General features: G+C 37.8%; 17 protein-coding genes. 6 read left to right on the top strand and 11 right to left on the bottom strand.

What is annotated here, in order from left to right:
• The first annotated feature begins 68 nt into the window (after nt 1-68).
• Complete coding sequence (locus AN964_RS02830) at nt 69-422, top strand: ArsR/SmtB family transcription factor (protein ID WP_235950643.1); 354 nt, start codon at nt 69-71, stop codon at nt 420-422.
• Nucleotides 415-873 carry an SRPBCC family protein gene (locus AN964_RS02825; protein WP_055738269.1) on the top strand — a complete coding sequence of 153 codons (459 nt, stop codon included), beginning with the start codon at nt 415-417 and terminating at the stop codon, nt 871-873. The genes AN964_RS02830 and AN964_RS02825 overlap by 8 nt, the downstream gene beginning before the upstream one ends.
• Before the next feature lie 82 nt (nt 874-955).
• Here the strand turns inward: AN964_RS02825 and manA are convergent, their stop codons facing one another.
• From manA to AN964_RS02800, 5 genes are all read right to left on the bottom strand, one after another.
• Nucleotides 956-1903, bottom strand: coding sequence for a mannose-6-phosphate isomerase, class I (manA, locus tag AN964_RS02820; protein ID WP_055738268.1), 948 nt, complete (start codon nt 1901-1903; stop codon nt 956-958).
• A gap of 18 nt (nt 1904-1921) precedes the next feature.
• Complete coding sequence (locus AN964_RS02815; RefSeq protein WP_055738267.1) at nt 1922-2782, bottom strand: ROK family protein; 861 nt, start codon at nt 2780-2782, stop codon at nt 1922-1924.
• 30 nt (nt 2783-2812) lie between these two features.
• Complete coding sequence (gene gloA2 / locus AN964_RS02810; RefSeq protein WP_055738266.1) at nt 2813-3199, bottom strand: SMU1112c/YaeR family gloxylase I-like metalloprotein; 387 nt, start codon at nt 3197-3199, stop codon at nt 2813-2815.
• A 428-nt stretch (nt 3200-3627) separates the two neighbouring features.
• Nucleotides 3628-4770: an IS256 family transposase gene (locus AN964_RS02805; protein ID WP_055738265.1), complete on the bottom strand. Its 1143-nt coding sequence runs from the start codon at nt 4768-4770 to the stop codon at nt 3628-3630.
• Nucleotides 4771-5172: 402 nt separating this feature from the next.
• Entirely contained in the window at nt 5173-6027 is an 855-nt protein-coding gene (locus AN964_RS02800) for a CvfB family protein (protein ID WP_055738264.1), read from the bottom strand.
• Nucleotides 6028-6316: 289 nt separating this feature from the next.
• Here AN964_RS02800 and AN964_RS02795 point away from each other — a divergent pair, with 289 nt between their 5' ends.
• Nucleotides 6317-6556 (top strand): hypothetical protein, encoded by a 240-nt coding sequence (locus AN964_RS02795; protein WP_055738263.1) that lies wholly within the window; start codon nt 6317-6319, stop codon nt 6554-6556.
• A complete protein-coding gene (locus tag AN964_RS26620; RefSeq protein ID WP_163258641.1) occupies nt 6543-6680 on the top strand; it encodes a DUF6254 family protein in 138 nt (45 codons plus the stop codon). Before AN964_RS02795 ends, AN964_RS26620 begins: the two co-directional genes overlap by 14 nt.
• 369 nt (nt 6681-7049) lie before the next feature.
• Here the strand turns inward: AN964_RS26620 and AN964_RS02790 are convergent, their stop codons facing one another.
• The 5 genes from AN964_RS02790 to AN964_RS02775 form a co-directional block, all read right to left on the bottom strand.
• Nucleotides 7050-9710 carry a hypothetical protein gene (locus AN964_RS02790; RefSeq protein WP_055738262.1) on the bottom strand — a complete coding sequence of 887 codons (2661 nt, stop codon included), beginning with the start codon at nt 9708-9710 and terminating at the stop codon, nt 7050-7052.
• A gap of 440 nt (nt 9711-10150) precedes the next feature.
• Entirely contained in the window at nt 10151-10333 is a 183-nt protein-coding gene (locus AN964_RS02785; RefSeq protein WP_055738261.1) for a cold-shock protein, read from the bottom strand.
• Between the two features lie 242 nt (nt 10334-10575).
• Nucleotides 10576-10716: a YjcZ family sporulation protein gene (locus AN964_RS25305; RefSeq protein ID WP_083489196.1), complete on the bottom strand. Its 141-nt coding sequence runs from the start codon at nt 10714-10716 to the stop codon at nt 10576-10578.
• 37 nt (nt 10717-10753) lie between these two features.
• Nucleotides 10754-10843: a YjcZ family sporulation protein gene (locus AN964_RS02780; protein WP_055738260.1), complete on the bottom strand. Its 90-nt coding sequence runs from the start codon at nt 10841-10843 to the stop codon at nt 10754-10756.
• A 364-nt stretch (nt 10844-11207) separates the two neighbouring features.
• Entirely contained in the window at nt 11208-12344 is a 1137-nt protein-coding gene (locus AN964_RS02775; protein ID WP_055738259.1) for an acyl-CoA dehydrogenase family protein, read from the bottom strand.
• A gap of 376 nt (nt 12345-12720) precedes the next feature.
• Between AN964_RS02775 and AN964_RS02765 the strand changes: the two genes are divergently transcribed.
• Nucleotides 12721-13182, top strand: a complete 462-nt coding sequence (locus AN964_RS02765) for a site-2 protease family protein (RefSeq protein ID WP_055738257.1) — start codon at nt 12721-12723, stop codon at nt 13180-13182.
• 82 nt (nt 13183-13264) lie between these two features.
• Here AN964_RS02765 and AN964_RS02760 read toward each other — a convergent pair whose 3' ends face one another.
• Nucleotides 13265-14605, bottom strand: a complete 1341-nt coding sequence (locus tag AN964_RS02760) for an amidohydrolase family protein (protein WP_055738256.1) — start codon at nt 14603-14605, stop codon at nt 13265-13267.
• Between the two features lie 124 nt (nt 14606-14729).
• Between AN964_RS02760 and AN964_RS02755 the strand changes: the two genes are divergently transcribed.
• Nucleotides 14730-15629, top strand: a complete 900-nt coding sequence (locus AN964_RS02755; protein WP_055738255.1) for a helix-turn-helix domain-containing protein — start codon at nt 14730-14732, stop codon at nt 15627-15629.
• Nucleotides 15630-15720 lie beyond the last annotated feature (91 nt).

Raw genomic sequence — 15720 nt, 5'->3', positions numbered from 1 at the left:
TGTAATATATTATCATGGGAAAGTTTAGAAATGGTATCAAATATTAACGGAAAATTAGAAATAATCGTTTGACAAGCAACCAAATGGTTGCGTATAATCAATATATGGATAAAGTATTTAAAGCTCTAGCAGATGAAAGCCGCAGATTATTATTAGATCAGCTATATATGGAAAATGGACAAACCTTAAGTGAGCTCTGTACACATCTGGATATGTCTCGCCAAGCAGTGTCTAAGCATTTGGCCATTCTTGAAGAAGCTAATCTTGTTGTCGTGATTCGAAATGGACGAAACAAATTCCATTATCTTAATGCCGCACCTATCGGCGAAATTTATGAACGATGGATCGGTAAATATGAACGACATCAGGTGAAGGCTCTGTACGAACTAAAAAGAAAACTGGAGGAGGAAAATAATGACTAAGCCATCATTTGTTTATGTAACTTACATTGCAAGTACACCTGATAAAGTATGGAATGCATTGACATCAGAGGAATTTACGGAAAAATATTTTTTTGGAAGAAGAATTCAATCTGATTGGAACGAAGGATCAGACGTTACCTTCCTTCGCGAAAGAGATGAATTAGATGTTTACGGAAAAGTCCTTATTAGTGAACCCTACAAACGACTATCCTATACTTGGTTCCATGCAGATGAAAAGCCTCAGCGTGAAGAAGCATCCATCGTTACCTTCGAGTTGCAGCAATTAGAGGATACTGTTAAATTAACCCTTAAACACGAAAATGTTGCAGAAGGAGATATCGTTGATAAAGAAAATACCTTCGAGGGGCTAAATAACGGTTGGCCGGCGATCATAAGTAATATGAAAAGTTTACTTGAAACAGGGAAAACCTTGCCGGCTGTGGTGGTTTGATGTCGTGCCAAGCACTGCACTATTAGGAAGTCTCGCTCTACTAAAAGAAAAAAGGCTGCTTCAATCGAAGCGGCCATTTTCATTATGGATGAGACACAATCAAGCTTAATTTCCCTTCAAAAGCATACTCTCCAGTTCCTGCAGGAAGGATAAAATGATCCCCTTTACGGACCGGATATGATTGTCCACCAACCATAATAGATCCTTCTCCATCTAACACACTGAACAATTGAAAGGCTTGATCCTGCGTAAATGTTGCTTGTCCATGAATGTCACATTTAAAAACGGAAAAGTACTCTTCTTTTACAAAAGTGGTGATGTCAGCACCTGTTACGTTTGTTGTCTCAATATGTAATTTCGCATCTGTATGTGGAACCGTGGAAACATCAATGGCTTTTTCTAAATGTAGCTCCCGCTTATTCCCTTTATCATCCGTGCGATCATAATCATATACACGATAAGTCGTATCCGAGCTTTGCTGTGTTTCCAACACTAACGTCCCTTCACACAAAGCATGGATGGTTCCGCTTGGTACATAGAAAAAGTCGCCGGGTTTCACAGGAACTCGCCGAAGCAGCTTATTCCACTCCTCATCTTCAACCATTTTGACAAGTTCTTCTTTCGTATGTGCATTATGCCCGTAAATTAGCTCTGCCCCTTCTTTACAGTCAATAATATACCAGCATTCTGTTTTGCCAAGTTCGCCATTTTCATTTTTATTGGCATATTCATCATTCGGATGGACTTGAACAGATAGGTCTGTATTCGCATCTAGAATCTTCGTCAGCAAAGGAAATACCTTTGTCTTATAGCCTCCAAATAACTCGCGGTTTTCATCCCATAACTGGATCAAGGTTTTTCCCGCAAATTGGCCATTTTTTACAACAGATGGTCCATTGGGGTGAGCAGATATTGCCCAGCATTCACCCGTATGGTTTGATGGAATCTCATATCCGAATTGTTCTTTAAGTGCAGTTCCTCCCCAAATTCGTTCTTGAAAAACAGGTTCTAAAAATAATGGTTGTATCATATTAATTTCCTTCTTTCCTTATTGCTCCGATTGTTTTGCTAAAATAAGTGCCCCAGTAATTCCTGCATTATCACCAAGACTAGGCGGTACAATGTATTCTTCCAGTGGAGGAAGCTCTACATAACCATTAATGAAACTCGCAACGTTCTCCCGTATTAACGGAAATACTTGCTGCTGTTTCATTACGCCTCCGCCTAAAATAATTTTTTCAGGAGAAAGGACTAAAATATATTGCATTAAGGCTTGTGCGATATAGTATGCTTCCATCTCCCAGACCTTTGAATTATTTTCTAGCTCTATGCCCTTCTTACCCCAACGTTCTTCAATTGCAGGGCCGGCTGCTAAACCTTCTAAGCAATCCTTATGATATGGGCATTTCCCTGTATAGGAATCCTCTTCATGCCTTCTAACCAAAATATGTCCCATTTCCGGATGTGAAAATCCTTGCAGAAGATTTCCTTGAACAACGGCACCCGCACCAATCCCGGTTCCAACTGTAATGTATAAGCAGTTTTCCATTCCTTTTGCCGCGCCTAAAGTAACTTCCCCTAATGCAGCAACATTTACATCTGTGTTGAATCCGATTGGAATATTCAGCTCCTTTTGTAAGGCTTGTAAAAACGGATAGTTAGTCCAAGCTGTTTTTGGAGTAGAAGTAATGTATCCGTATGTATCGCTTTTTACATTAATATCGATTGGTCCAAATGAACCTACACCTAAAGCACGAATCTCATGCTTTTGAAAAAATTCTATTACCTTTGGGATTGTTTCTTCAGGTGTAAGAGTCGGAAACTGAATTCTCTCTATGATATTTCCATTCTCATCCCCAACTGCGCAAACAAACTTAGTGCCTCCCGCTTCAATTCCTCCGTAGTGCATATGGTCTCCTCCTTTTTTATGAGTGTATTTCTATACCTCATATATCTCAAGTGGCAAATTATCAGGATCCCTGAAAAAAGTAAATTTTTTATTTGTAATCAGATCTACACGAATATCCTCGCACTCAATTCCCCTTTGTTCCAATTCCTTTTTAGTTTGTTCAACTGAATCCACCTCAAATGCAAGGTGCCTTAGTCCTACAGCTTCAGGCTGGGTTTGCCTATCAGGAGGATTCGGAAAGGAAAATAATTCAATCTGATAATGCCCTTTTATTGCCAGATCTAGCTTATAGGATCCACGATCATTTCTAAAGACTTCATTCATGATCGAAAACCCTAATTTATTTACATAAAAATCCTTAGAAGTCTCATAATTGGAGCAAATAATCGCGACATGATGAATCCGTTTGAATAGCAATGTTTCCACCTCTTTTGCGATTATTGTACCATAACATGGGAATTTAACGTCCGTTGATCTACTTTCATTTGTAAAAATATTGATTCAGCATATGAAGGACAGCTTGTCCCAATTTTGTCTCGGCACCGGTCTTCATCTCGCATATGAAGGACATCTCCGCTCTATTTTGAGTCAAGTCCATTTAATTGTGTAAAAGTGTTAACAATATTTTCGAGTTAATTCAACTTGTGTAATGAACTATATTATTTCGAATTTACTTTGAGGGGTGGGCATGATAGCCTGGAGGGTAAGCCAGGTGTTGTAAACTCCTGGCTTCCTGGCTTTTTATCATGCCTACTGGAGGCTCAAAGTCAATTCGAAATTAGGCTTTTACACTCTGTATGATAGAGTTAATTATCTTTTGATTTTTTTAAATATGGGTAATCCTTTTACGTCCATTCTTCATTAATATCCATCAATACTGAGCCAATAATCCTTATGGCAGACTGATCATTGGTAAAAATACGAATGACTCTTTCTCTTCTACGGACCTCTTGGTTTAATCGTTCTAGCATGTTGGTTGTACGTAAACTTATATGATACTCAACCGGGTGTGCAAGAAACTGGATTGCATCTTCAAAACCACTGTCTAAGATGTCTATGGTTTTGGAAAAGCCTTTGGTATCTTGATATTTTTCTACAAAACGATTTTTCAAATCTCTCACAACATCCATATCTGAGTTTTTAAATAAACATTTTAGCTCTTGCCTAGCTTCAGCTGTTCCTTTTTTAGGTAGCGAATCCAGGAGGTTTCTTATGAAATGGACCGTACAGCGTTGCCATGAAGTACCTAAAAATGTCTCTTTAATAGATGAAACTAAGCCACTATGAGCATCTGAAATAACCATTTTAGGAGATTGAAGTCCTCTGGATTTTAAATACTCAAAGAAGAAAGACCAGCTTTCTGTGGACTCCGTATGGTTAATTTTTAGGCCAATGATTTCTCTATGGCCACCTTCGGTCACTCCAACAGCAATGTGGACACTCTTTGAAACGACTTGTTTGTTTTCGCGAACCTTAATGTACATGGCATCAACGTAAATATATGGGTAATAACTTACGTTTAGTGGTCGGTTTCTCCATTCATTAATTGCAGGGTCCAATGTTTTAATTAGGTTAGAAACAAGTGATTTAGACACACTTTTCCCACATAATTCTTCTACAATTTTAGTCACTTTACGTGTAGAAACACCATTTACTACCATTTCAATCATGGATAGAATTAATGCTTGATCGCAGCGTTTAAACTTTTCAAAGATAGTCGTAGAAAATTCACCGTCTCTAGTTCGAGGAACTTTTAACGTAAGTGAGCCCGCACCAGTTATTAATTCACGCTCATAATAACCATTTCGATACCCTCTACGTTCTTCTGTTCTTTCATGGGAAAGAGCATTGATATATTCGTCTCTTTCTTTCTCCATCAAAGAATTTAAAATTAATGTCAAAGAGGCTTTTACGGGTGATTCAAGTGAGCTTTTTTCAATTTTTTCTTTGAGATCTTCTAAATTTATAGTAATATTTATTTGGGTCATCATCATGTCCTCCGTAAATGGTTTCTTGGTCGAAAACATTGTAACACGGGTCATGATGATGACCTATTCTTTTTACACAATTATATGGACTTAATCCTATTTTGTCTCGACATTGGCCTTCATCACGCATATGAAGGACATCTCCGCTCTATTTTGTCTCGGCATTGGTCTTCATCACGCATATGAAGGACATCTCGGCTCTATTTTGTCTCAGCATTGGCCTTCATCACGCTATCCAAATGCGTCTTACTCCCATTTTAAAAGCCCCTTTCAAAAGGGGCAATGTTTATTCATCTTAGAACTTATTTACATAAAAAAATGTGAAGCAATTTACTCCACATTTTTACTATTTAATATTGTTAACGTTGGATACCGTTTTATGCAATACCATACATATAAAAACTACTTAAAATAGCTCCAGCCCTCTTTCTGATACACTTTTCCTTCCTTCATGAGCTTTCCAAGTGCCCTTTTAAAAGAAGCCTTGCTCATGTGAAAGCGTGCATCGATATCCTCGGGAGCGCTTTTATCCCAATATGGCATCTTCCCACCGCGGCTTTCCATATAACGATAAATAATATCGGAATCGTCTTCCATTGCTTCATGGCTTCTTTTTAGAAGGGAAACATTGATGGATCCATCGGGCTTCACATCGATTATCCGTCCCTCTACTTTTTGTCCTAAGCGAGGTTCTTGCATTCGCTGCGATTCATGAATGAAGCCAATATAGTTTTCTTCGGTAAGGATAAAGGAACCTATTTTCAACAAACGATATGCCCTTCCGGAAACATTTTTATTAAAATCTTTACGGGTGGCAGGTACTGCAATGGCTCGCATAATATCCTCTGTCGCAAGTCTGCCAAACAAACGATTATGCTTATCCGTTTTTAATGTGCAATATAACTTGTCTCCTATAGCTGGCCATAGGGTAAGTAGTGCAGGCAGGTCATCCTTGGATACAAGAATATCCTTGCTGATTCCTATGTTTACGAACACTCCCAGTTCTTCTTTTACTTCTACGACCTCTACCCAATCGTATGTACCTATTTTAATTGTTGGGATGGTCATCGTTGCACTTAATCTTCCTTGATGATCTTGATAAAGGAACACAGTTTGCGGTTCCTCTGGATCAAAGGATTCCAGAATTTCACTTTGATGAAGAAGAACATCCTCTTCCCCATTGGATAAAAAATATCCAAATGGCGCTTCCCGCTCTACATGCAGCTGAGCAATCGTTCCTGGCTGTAATCCTGTCATATATAAAAAATCCTTTCCAGCTTAATGGTATTAGTTTTTATTCGTTTCATCATAACTATTCAACTATTTTATCCTTTCTATTGTACACCAAGGCTGTTTTCAAATAAATTGTTGTTTATCGTTCTTTGTATTAATTTCTAAAACTGACTAGGTTCGGAGCATCTAAAAATTTATGGTTTAAGTGGAATACAGTTAAAAGATGCCTTCATCAAACCACGAATAAAGGAACTATTTAAGTGAAGAATATGTATGAACTACCTATTTTGATTTGAGAGAAAAGGGTGAAGACATGGACCGAGACCGTGATTATCATGACAGAGATCCCCATCCAATTTCCCCTTATGAGGGTGTGGAGACAGATCCCTTTGGCGGGCCAAACATGGGATTGATGATTGATTTACCTTATAAGAACCCCTTTCATGTTACTTCTCTTCGAAAAGATGAAGAACTAGAAAGATTTTCAAAATACTTCGATGGAAAAATAGATAACGATACAAATGGAAAGGATGAACCGCATGACACAATCTAAAGGACAAAAAAAGCGTCAATGGAATGTAAGAAAGCAATCGCAAAATCCCCATGGAAAGATAAAATCTTTAGAAGAAATTGCGGATGAAATTACACCTAATGATGCTAATAATCCATCCAAATAAGCACCATGGAAACTATTTTGCATTTGTATTAAAAGCAATTGGAAATAAAGGGTTTTTTCTATTTGTGGAAGGGTCTAAAAGCTGGTATAGCTTTAGGCCTTTTTTGTAAGATACTCTCACTTATGTGCCGTAAACGCTTTGATTTGTATTTCGTAAAGGACAATTAATTTCTCCTTTTTCCCCGGCTGGTCTTTTGATTCCTTATAAAGGACAATCTCCTTCTCTTTTTTACCTTAACTGGTCTTTTGTATCATCCATAAAGACAATTTGCTTCTTCTATACTCAAGCTGGCCTTTTGTAGCATCGTTAATGACAACCTTTACCTTTTGAACAAAACAAAGGAGCCGCACCATGTCGGCTCCCTCTCTACTAAATTGCCTCTTCGTATTGTACAGTTGTTACAGACGAACTAATTAATAGATCCGCAAAATCGGCATCAATTTTCTTACCTTTTTGCGCGTTTACTTCATTTACAAAAGCATGAATCATGTTTTGTTTTACTTTTTCACTATTGGCATTTTGAATATTTTTTACTTTTGCTTGTAAGCTGTTGTATATGCCGTGATTTGTAATTTTACCGTTATCATAACCAATTGCTAGCAGCTCATCTAAATGGTCTGTATCCATCATTACTTGAATCACAAAGTCTCGTGTACTTATATTTCCAGCATAATCCTCTGCTGTTACAGATATCGTATGCTGCCCTAACGCAAGCTGAAGTGGTTCTATTTGGATTGGATTTTGAACTTCTTGACCATCAAGAGTAATTTTTACGCTTTTTACACCTGTACCCTCATCTGTCACATTAATGTTTTCTGCAATTTTATCTGTTAAATAGAAAGAAAGTGTATCCAGATCGTGAATGACTGGCGGTGTTTTATCTGCTAATTCAAAGTTGTTTAGGCTTAAAGGCTTTAATTGATAGATACCTTTAAAAATGGAAGAAACACCGGACATGTTAACTACATCACCATTTTTGTATTGGGAGGTAAACTGACCGTATGTGAGACCCGTTCTTTCATCCACGCGTACTCTAGTTGTTTTTCCATCCTTAACCGCATCAAATTCAAAGGCTCCTTTTAAGGAAGTTAGATTTTGAATTTGTACATTTTCTAATTTTACAAGTTTACCTTGATTGTCATCGTTTAGTTCACTTACCGTTATAGGATTGGGGATATCTCCTGTTCCTGTTTTTTCAATTGCCAACGGATCGGATAATTCCAATTCCGTATTAAAAACAGAAAGAGGTGCAGTGATTTTTACTTTATCCCCTGGTTTAAAATCACCATCATTTAAAAACACATAGATACCAGCAGTATCATCCTGTAAATAGAACCCTTTACCACCGAATATTCCCGGTGTAGTAGTTACAATTCCTTCTACTGTTACTACGGAATCCGCGCTTAACGCTCTCGCTTCCTTTACAGTAATTTGATCTGGCAGATTTGGTTTATCTTCTGGAAGTGGTTCGGCTGGTACATTGTCGATATTTACTGGTTCCGTTAACACAGCATTTTTTGCTAAACGCAGGCGAAGATTTGCAGCGCCCTTTGTTCCAGACTTAATTTTCACTGATAAATCCTTACTGGCATGCCCTGTTGCATCTGCCGTAACAGAGAAATCTGCACTGTAATTGTACGCTGTCGGCCATGTTCCATCAGGATTTTGAATCATCGCGACCTGAGTTCCACCGGTGAGATAAATTCCCAGACTCAAACCACTAACTGTTTGCCCTGGTGCTAAATTATCCAGTTTAACGCGAATCTGGAACTCTTGCGCATTTGGTAAAGTAGCTTGGTGCACAAATGAATATGTTGGGTTTACCGGCGCCGATTTAGTAGATCCATATGATCCAGCAGCAAAAGTAGATGAATCATACCATTTGTATCCGCCAGATGGTTGAGACCATGGCTCCGGTTGTGGTTCCGTTGAATTTTGCGGTTGCTCCCAATCATATAACTTAGTTACTGGGCTAAGTTCTAGTCCTGGAACTTTATCAAAACTAGTATAATCTTCTTGATTCGCTAACCAATTAATTGTATTAATTAAATAAATTGCATCTTGACCTTCTGTTAAAAAACCATCATAAGTTGTTTTCTTTTTCCCGTTATCTTCACGTACATATTTTGGTGTAGAATCTTCTACCGGAGAAGAATCACCTAAGAAAGCTGCTTTCCCTTTGCCTACCTTTGAAATGGCCGCAAAAGCACCTTCTTCAATGCCACCATTATTATATACACCCTGGTCTACTGCACTTCCCCATCTAGGTGGGTTTTTTGGCATATAAATTAAACCTTTTGCTTTAGTAGGATCCAAGATAGCAAGAGTAGCGCCAGCATGCATTTCGACTGTTGTAACACCTTGTGTAATTCCGAAAGATTGGTCCGGCTTAACTACCGTTTCCCCTCCCGTAATATCTCCTAATGCATTAGTACGAAAACGTATACCAAAATTTTCCCCTAACCAGTCTGAGCTTACCACACCTTGCATAGCTTGAGAGGATGCTTCTTCTTTTGTCATCCCTTTAGTAGGATCGCTCCATGCCCCGCGTCTGAAACCATTGAAAACTTCTCCTGAATCCCAACGATTTAAGTTGCGGTCGGAATTATAATGGTCTCCAATAAAAAAGATACTTCCACCATTTTGCACATATTGCAACATGGCATCTTGTTCCGATTTTTTAAACGGAATATTGGATTCACCAAGAACAAATACATTGTAACCCTTTAAATCATCATACGTAATTGGCGTTGTTTTTCTTAGTTCTTTTACATAATACCCCTGGTCCGCAATAGCATTTGCGAAGTCGGAAAACGCTCCATCAATAACCCAATCCGCAGCACCCGCTGTTTCACCGTGAGTATTATCAAACAATACCTTTTTCCCATTCGGATTTTTTGGATTAATAAATGGGGCTGGATCATTTGCTCCTTCTGCCTTGGCAACATGCAAGCCAGATAGGGATGGAATGGTTCCAGCAATAAGAATGACTGTTAATACTTTTACAAACAAGCTTTTTAATTTCCCCATATTTGCCTCCCCTAAAAATAGTAATATGCCACACTTCTTTTAAGATTTTAATAGAAATGTGACATACTCATAGAAATAGTATCATCCCTCTGTCATTCATTATATAGGTCAAACAACCTAAAAAAGTAAAGGGGAGATTAAGATTATGTAAACTTTATATATTAAAACTTCTATATTTTCGCAGTATTTCGTCAAATTATCCGACCATTACCAAAGTCCTATTGATGTAATTAGTAAGTAAAATAATTTGGCTGTTTTCACAATGCTTTTCGTCATTGTTTATAAATCCTAAGTAGGATTGGTTTCGCCTTAATAAGATTGTTACTTTGCATTTCGTATACAAAAGCAACAAAGCATAACAAAAGAGCCAATTAATTTCTCTCTACCTTTTAACAATAAAAAACAGCTACCTCTTTAAGTAGCTGTAAATTACTCTTTCTTTATTCTATTACGGGTAAAATTTTCGTTCCCTTTTCCATTTCAGAATTACATAATGGGCATTTAGGAGTATCCTCAAGAGAGAATGCTTCCCTCATCCATCCAAAACAGTCGTCATTGGTGCATGACCAAATAGATGTTTCTACTTCAGGTACTGGTTCCTTCTGGCCTCTAAAATATGCCATAATAGATCGCATCCCTTCTATGAGTTACCTTTAGTATAACATTGTTCTAGGAACTAAGATATACTAATGGCTAAAAAGAAGATGAGTTACTCATCCCTCTTTATGTACATACTCAATTATTTTATGCTGGAAGGTTCGGTTTTACTCCAACTTTTTGAAAAAAGGGAAGGAACCCACTCCATATGAAATAGGTTCCGTTTTTAGTTCTATGCCATCGCCCGGTGGTATGAAACTATACTTTTTTAATAAAAGCAGGCTGCTCCAACAATGATAAGGAGGATAAATAAGACAACAATTAATGCAAATCCTGCGCCAAATCCCCCTACCGGTGCGGCATAACCATATCCACCGCAGCATCCATATCCAGGGTGTCCGTAAAACATGATCATACACTCCTTTTTGATTTTTTCTCAAATTGCATTAACATACGAATGCGGAACCGACAATAATCAATAGTATAAATAGTACAACGATTAGCGCGAATCCGCCGCCAAAACCAACTGCACTCATTTATAACACCTCCTACTGTGTTATCACTATTAGAATATGAGATTCCCCTAAAAGTGGGTGGGTGAATGACCATTTTTTGAAAAAATAATAAACTAGCCGTTCTGGTATATAGTAAAATGCCTACCAGGGATAGTTACTGCTGGAAGTGTGATGTGGGGATCTTGCCGGACACTGGTTCCGTTATCTGTGACAAAATGGGGTTTTTCTTTATGTTTGAGGACATAGGTTCCGTTATCCGGTAAAAAAACGGTTATTTTCCTGTTTTTTTACCGGATAACGGAACGAGAGTCCGCTTAACCCTTACATTAGGGTCATTTATGAAAAATAGCGGATTCTGTGTCCGCACTAATTATTAAATATGATTTTACACCCGTTTCGCTAATTGCATTAACGTCATATCGTCCATTGGAGGATTGTGAAGTCCTGCCCGAACGTCGCGATAATACCTCTGTAATGGGCTTTTTTCTGATAAGCTTCTTGCCCCGACGATTCTCATTGCAAGGTCTACAATCTCAACTGCCTGATTGGTAACCGTTAATTTCACTGCTCCAAGCTCAGGATTCATGTTGTTCCGAGACTCCGTCGTTCCTTCATCCCACATTTTCGCCACAGAATATAGAAAATGTCTGGATTGTATTAGCTTTAATTCGATTTCCCCGAACTTTTGCTGAATCGCTGGCAATTCAAAAATTGGATGGTTTAAACTGTTAGGAGTATAGCTTTTCGCGAAAGCAGCTGCTTCCCGCTTAGCTGCCTCGGCAATACCTAAGTAGCATGCCGGAATATGCAAGAGCCAGCCATTCGCAGATTTACTTCTAGGTCCGCTCTTTTCTGTTAAAAAGTGTATTGGAATCTCGACATTTTCCATCACTAAATCGTGGCTACCAGATGCTCTCATCGCCACACTGTCCCATGTTTCATCAATGGAAAGCCCTGGTGTATTGCGGGGAATTAGAAAAAAAGCTACATCATCGGAATCCTCGATGGTTGCGGATACGATAAAAAAGTCTAGGACAGGAGACATCGTTGTAAATGACTTTCTTCCATTAATCACCCATACATCACCTTGTTGCTTGGCAGTTGTAGTCGGTTTTCCTCCTCGTGTTGGACTACCCGTTTGCGGTTCTGTTGCACAGACATTGAGTAATGCGCCTTTTCGAACTTCTTCACTAACATAGGAAAAAAGCTTTTCATCCCAATTTCTTTTGTCCGTTAAATTCATCATATTTCCCATATGCCATCCTATAGATAAAGCTGTGGCACCATCACCAATTGCAATGGTTTCTTGAAAACGAACAAAATCAAATAAGGAAATTTCTGCTCCGCCATATTCCTTCGGCAAAGTCAGCCTGGTATAACCAATCCTCTTTAAATCCTCGATATTTTCAAAGGGAAAACGCCCTTCTTTATCATTCTTTGCCGCACGATCATGAAATGTTTTGACTAATCCTTCAAGAACTTGTAGACGGTCATCAAACGTATGTAAGCTTAACAGCTCCATCTTCTTCCCTCCAACATAATAAACTCTTCCTTTATTTTAGCGAAAATCATTTTTAATTTCTAGTAAACAACTCGGAATTGCAATTACGAAACTTTTAGGACTGATTATTCGTAAAATTTAAAAACAGGAGGTGTTCATATGTTTTTCTTTTTATTAATTCTTATACCAGCTCTAGGCGTCTTATGGTTCTTGAATCTTACTAATTTCCTCATTCGACTGAAAAAGGACCAAAACACACATAATCAAAAAGTTTTAGGCGCAATTTTAACGTTTCTCCTAGTATTTGCATTTGCGTACGGTTTCCTAGGCTTGATAGAATAATACACTCTACTTCCCTTCATCGAATGTTAAAATAAAAATAAAAAGGTATCTGGTTATGATTATTATTTGGTTTCTTTTATTTATTGCCCCCCTTACCTTGTTCATTCATGAATTTGGGCATTCTATAGGGGCTTATCTTGTTAAATCGGATAAAATTCAATTATTTATTGGTGTTGGAAAAAGGCTTTTTTTCTTTCGTATAAGTACAATATCCTTTCATATTCATACTTTTTACATGCTTGGCGGACACACAGCTAGTGAACGGGACCCTTACTATTCAAAAGTGGAACAAATCATTATTTCACTATTTGGACCGTTGCTAAATGGAGTGGTGGGTATCCTTAGTACACTTATATTTTCCGCCAGTAATTCTAGTGTTCTCCTATTCTTTAATCTTTTTAATATTTGGTTATGTGTCATTAACCTGATTCCGTACCGAATTGGCGACAAACAATCAGATGGATATGTGATTTTGAAAATCATGTTTGGAAGGCAAAATAAGCGTAAATCCATGTAAATGAATAAAAAAGTGACTGTCTGCATGCATCCAAAGCGCACCATTCCATATAGTGCGCTTTCTTTGTATAATCACTATCCAACTATTTCTCCATTGCTTCCCATTCTTTTTCAAATTCACTTAACTGCTTATCCACATAAGCTTGACTAGGTATGTGCTTTAATATTTCTTCTTGGCTGTACACTTTTCCACCCTTAATGACATAATAGATGTCCTGTGTATGTTGAATATTTTCGAGCGGATCATTATTTAAGAGGACAAGATCGGCGATATTTCCTTTCTTTATGGAACCGACATTCTCTAATTGTATAGATTTAGCCGCATTAACAGTTGCTGCCTGCAAGGTTTCCATTTCTGAAAATCCCATTTCTACAAACAACTCCATCTCACGGTGTATAGCCATTCCTGGGAATGTCCAAATCAGTGCTGGGGAGTCTGTCCCCGTAACTACCGTGCCTCCTAAATCAAAATAAGTCTTCGCGACAACTTTTGTAAACTGATTTAATTTAGCAAATTGCTGCTTCAGCTGTTCTTGATATTCAGACATATTACGCCAATGCCCAATCAGTATATGCTCTTTTTCAAGTGACTCCGTTATTATATTTTTCGGATCCCAAACCTGAGGTGATTTATCTATTTGATCAAAGATAATTAGGGTTGGACAGAGTTTTACATTATACGCAATCATTTGTTGGCAAAGGTCTTTAATCTTCCGTTCATCTGGTTCTTCCCAATTAAGATGCTCCCATTGAGTTTGATCTGCCCTTGGGTACCATCCCTGATATAAGGCTTGAGCAAACCCGGATGCATGTTCAAACCAGGTAACACCGATTTGTGCTGCATCTAAAGCATTCAAATCCTTAGAATGAATTAAGTCACAGCTCACTTCTAAATCATATTTTTTCGCCTCATTCACTACCGCTTCCATAACATTTCTGTTGATCCAGCCATATGCTTTTATAAACTTTACCCCAGCTGCAGCCTGCCTCCTGACTTCCATTCTTGCCTCTTCCGGATCATCGGTGACAAGATTTCCAGAACTCGTTGGTCCCCATTGTCCAGGGGTTCCATCAATCATTCTATCTGCTGAATATACTCGTGGTGTCGGTGCATCAATAGGTGCATCTATTAAGTTTTTTATCATGAATACATTTCCTGCTGTATTGCGTACCGTTGTTACCCCGGATGCAAGAAAATGTGGTGCATACAGTTCTTGAATATGACAATGCATATCAATTAAACCAGGAATAATAAATTTCCCCTTTGCGTCAATGACCGGAATCCCTTCTGGTAACACTTGATTTGGTAGAAAAATGGTCTTTATTTTACTTTCTTGAATTTCGATAGATCCCGTAAAAGAATTACTATTTTCTACATCGATAATTGTTCCGTTTGCCACAATATAATGTTTTTGTTCCCTCATATTTTTTATCCCCCTTAAATCATTTCCGTTATAATGAAAGCAACTTATTTTTGGTAATTTCATTGTATATTGGACTTTTAATGGTCCTTTTAAAATTTTCATATAGTGGAATAGAGGGATGTGGATGGTACCTTACGGTGAAACGTTGCGGCAAATCCGTGTACAGAAGGGATTGACCATGAAGGAACTTGCAGATGGAATTTGTTCGGTTTCTTTTTTGTCGAAGTTTGAACGAGGTGATTCCGATATTACCCTCGGACTTTTTACAAAAATATTGGAAAAATTAATGCTAAGTTTTGATGAGTTTTTATACATACATAACGACTACATGCCTGATCAGCTTGAACAATTTTTCAAAAATGTAAGTACAGCATACTTCAATCGAAATTCTGCTCAACTGAAGCATTTAAAAAAACAAGAAATAGAAAAATGGGAGAAATATAGAATAGATATCTATTATTGTAATGTTTTGATGCTCCAGGTTTATGAACGGATTGTCGACGCAAAGGAAATCGATGAAAATGTTGATAAAGAGGATGTAAAAATTTTATCGAATTATTTATTTAGTGTTGAGGTATGGGGGTATTATGAATTACAGCTTTATAGCGCTACTATGCTGTTTCTTGAGCCTATCATGGTCGTACATTTATCTAAAACAGCCTATGAAAAAAGTATCCGTTACCGAAGTTTAAAAAAGGTGAACGAAGCTATCATTGCCATCATTATGAATACCATTGTCTATTTATTAGGACCCGTAAATCGTTTTAATGAAAAAATGGAGTATCGAAAGGAAATCAGTGAGTTCTTTTCCTATCTTGAAACGATTGCATTGCCGGAAAGCAGTTTGTTGGAACGGGTAGAATTACTTCATTTAAAGGGTGCGTATGAATTAAGAATTGGAAACAGGGAAGAAGGAATTGCTAAAATACAACATGCAATTCAAATCCTTTCCGATTTAGGTTCCTACGGAAATGCAACTAGGATAGAAAAATATTTGCAGCAAATCTTGGATTGCACTAAATAAAAAAATGCGGACAGATTTGTCACTCGAGGGAAATTCATTTCTTAGTTAAATTTTTTTCGATAGTCGATAGTGTTGTCTAAATGAAGGACAC

Source organism: Heyndrickxia shackletonii, from assembly GCF_001420715.1.
Taxonomy (GTDB): Bacteria; Bacillota; Bacilli; order Bacillales; family Bacillaceae_C; genus Margalitia; species Margalitia shackletonii.
This window is presented reverse-complemented; position numbering and strand designations above follow the sequence as displayed.

What these genes read in the sequence shown, in the direction of transcription:
- AN964_RS02825 (WP_055738269.1), top strand. Translation starts at nt 415, where the DNA reads ATGACTAAGCCATCATTTGTTTATGTAACTTACATTGCAAGTACACCT.
- manA (WP_055738268.1), bottom strand. Translation starts at nt 1,903, where the DNA reads ATGATACAACCATTATTTTTAGAACCTGTTTTTCAAGAACGAATTTGG.
- AN964_RS02815 (WP_055738267.1), bottom strand. Translation starts at nt 2,782, where the DNA reads ATGCACTACGGAGGAATTGAAGCGGGAGGCACTAAGTTTGTTTGCGCA.
- AN964_RS02805 (WP_055738265.1), bottom strand. Translation starts at nt 4,770, where the DNA reads ATGACCCAAATAAATATTACTATAAATTTAGAAGATCTCAAAGAAAAA.
- AN964_RS02800 (WP_055738264.1), bottom strand. Translation starts at nt 6,027, where the DNA reads ATGACAGGATTACAGCCAGGAACGATTGCTCAGCTGCATGTAGAGCGG.
- AN964_RS02795 (WP_055738263.1), top strand. Translation starts at nt 6,317, where the DNA reads ATGGACCGAGACCGTGATTATCATGACAGAGATCCCCATCCAATTTCC.
- AN964_RS26620 (WP_163258641.1), top strand. Translation starts at nt 6,543, where the DNA reads ATGACACAATCTAAAGGACAAAAAAAGCGTCAATGGAATGTAAGAAAG.
- AN964_RS02790 (WP_055738262.1), bottom strand. Translation starts at nt 9,710, where the DNA reads ATGGGGAAATTAAAAAGCTTGTTTGTAAAAGTATTAACAGTCATTCTT.
- AN964_RS02785 (WP_055738261.1), bottom strand. Translation starts at nt 10,333, where the DNA reads ATGGCATATTTTAGAGGCCAGAAGGAACCAGTACCTGAAGTAGAAACA.
- AN964_RS25305 (WP_083489196.1), bottom strand. Translation starts at nt 10,716, where the DNA reads ATGTTTTACGGACACCCTGGATATGGATGCTGCGGTGGATATGGTTAT.
- AN964_RS02780 (WP_055738260.1), bottom strand. Translation starts at nt 10,843, where the DNA reads ATGAGTGCAGTTGGTTTTGGCGGCGGATTCGCGCTAATCGTTGTACTA.
- AN964_RS02775 (WP_055738259.1), bottom strand. Translation starts at nt 12,344, where the DNA reads ATGGAGCTGTTAAGCTTACATACGTTTGATGACCGTCTACAAGTTCTT.
- AN964_RS02765 (WP_055738257.1), top strand. Translation starts at nt 12,721, where the DNA reads ATGATTATTATTTGGTTTCTTTTATTTATTGCCCCCCTTACCTTGTTC.
- AN964_RS02760 (WP_055738256.1), bottom strand. Translation starts at nt 14,605, where the DNA reads ATGAGGGAACAAAAACATTATATTGTGGCAAACGGAACAATTATCGAT.
- AN964_RS02755 (WP_055738255.1), top strand. Translation starts at nt 14,730, where the DNA reads ATGGTACCTTACGGTGAAACGTTGCGGCAAATCCGTGTACAGAAGGGA.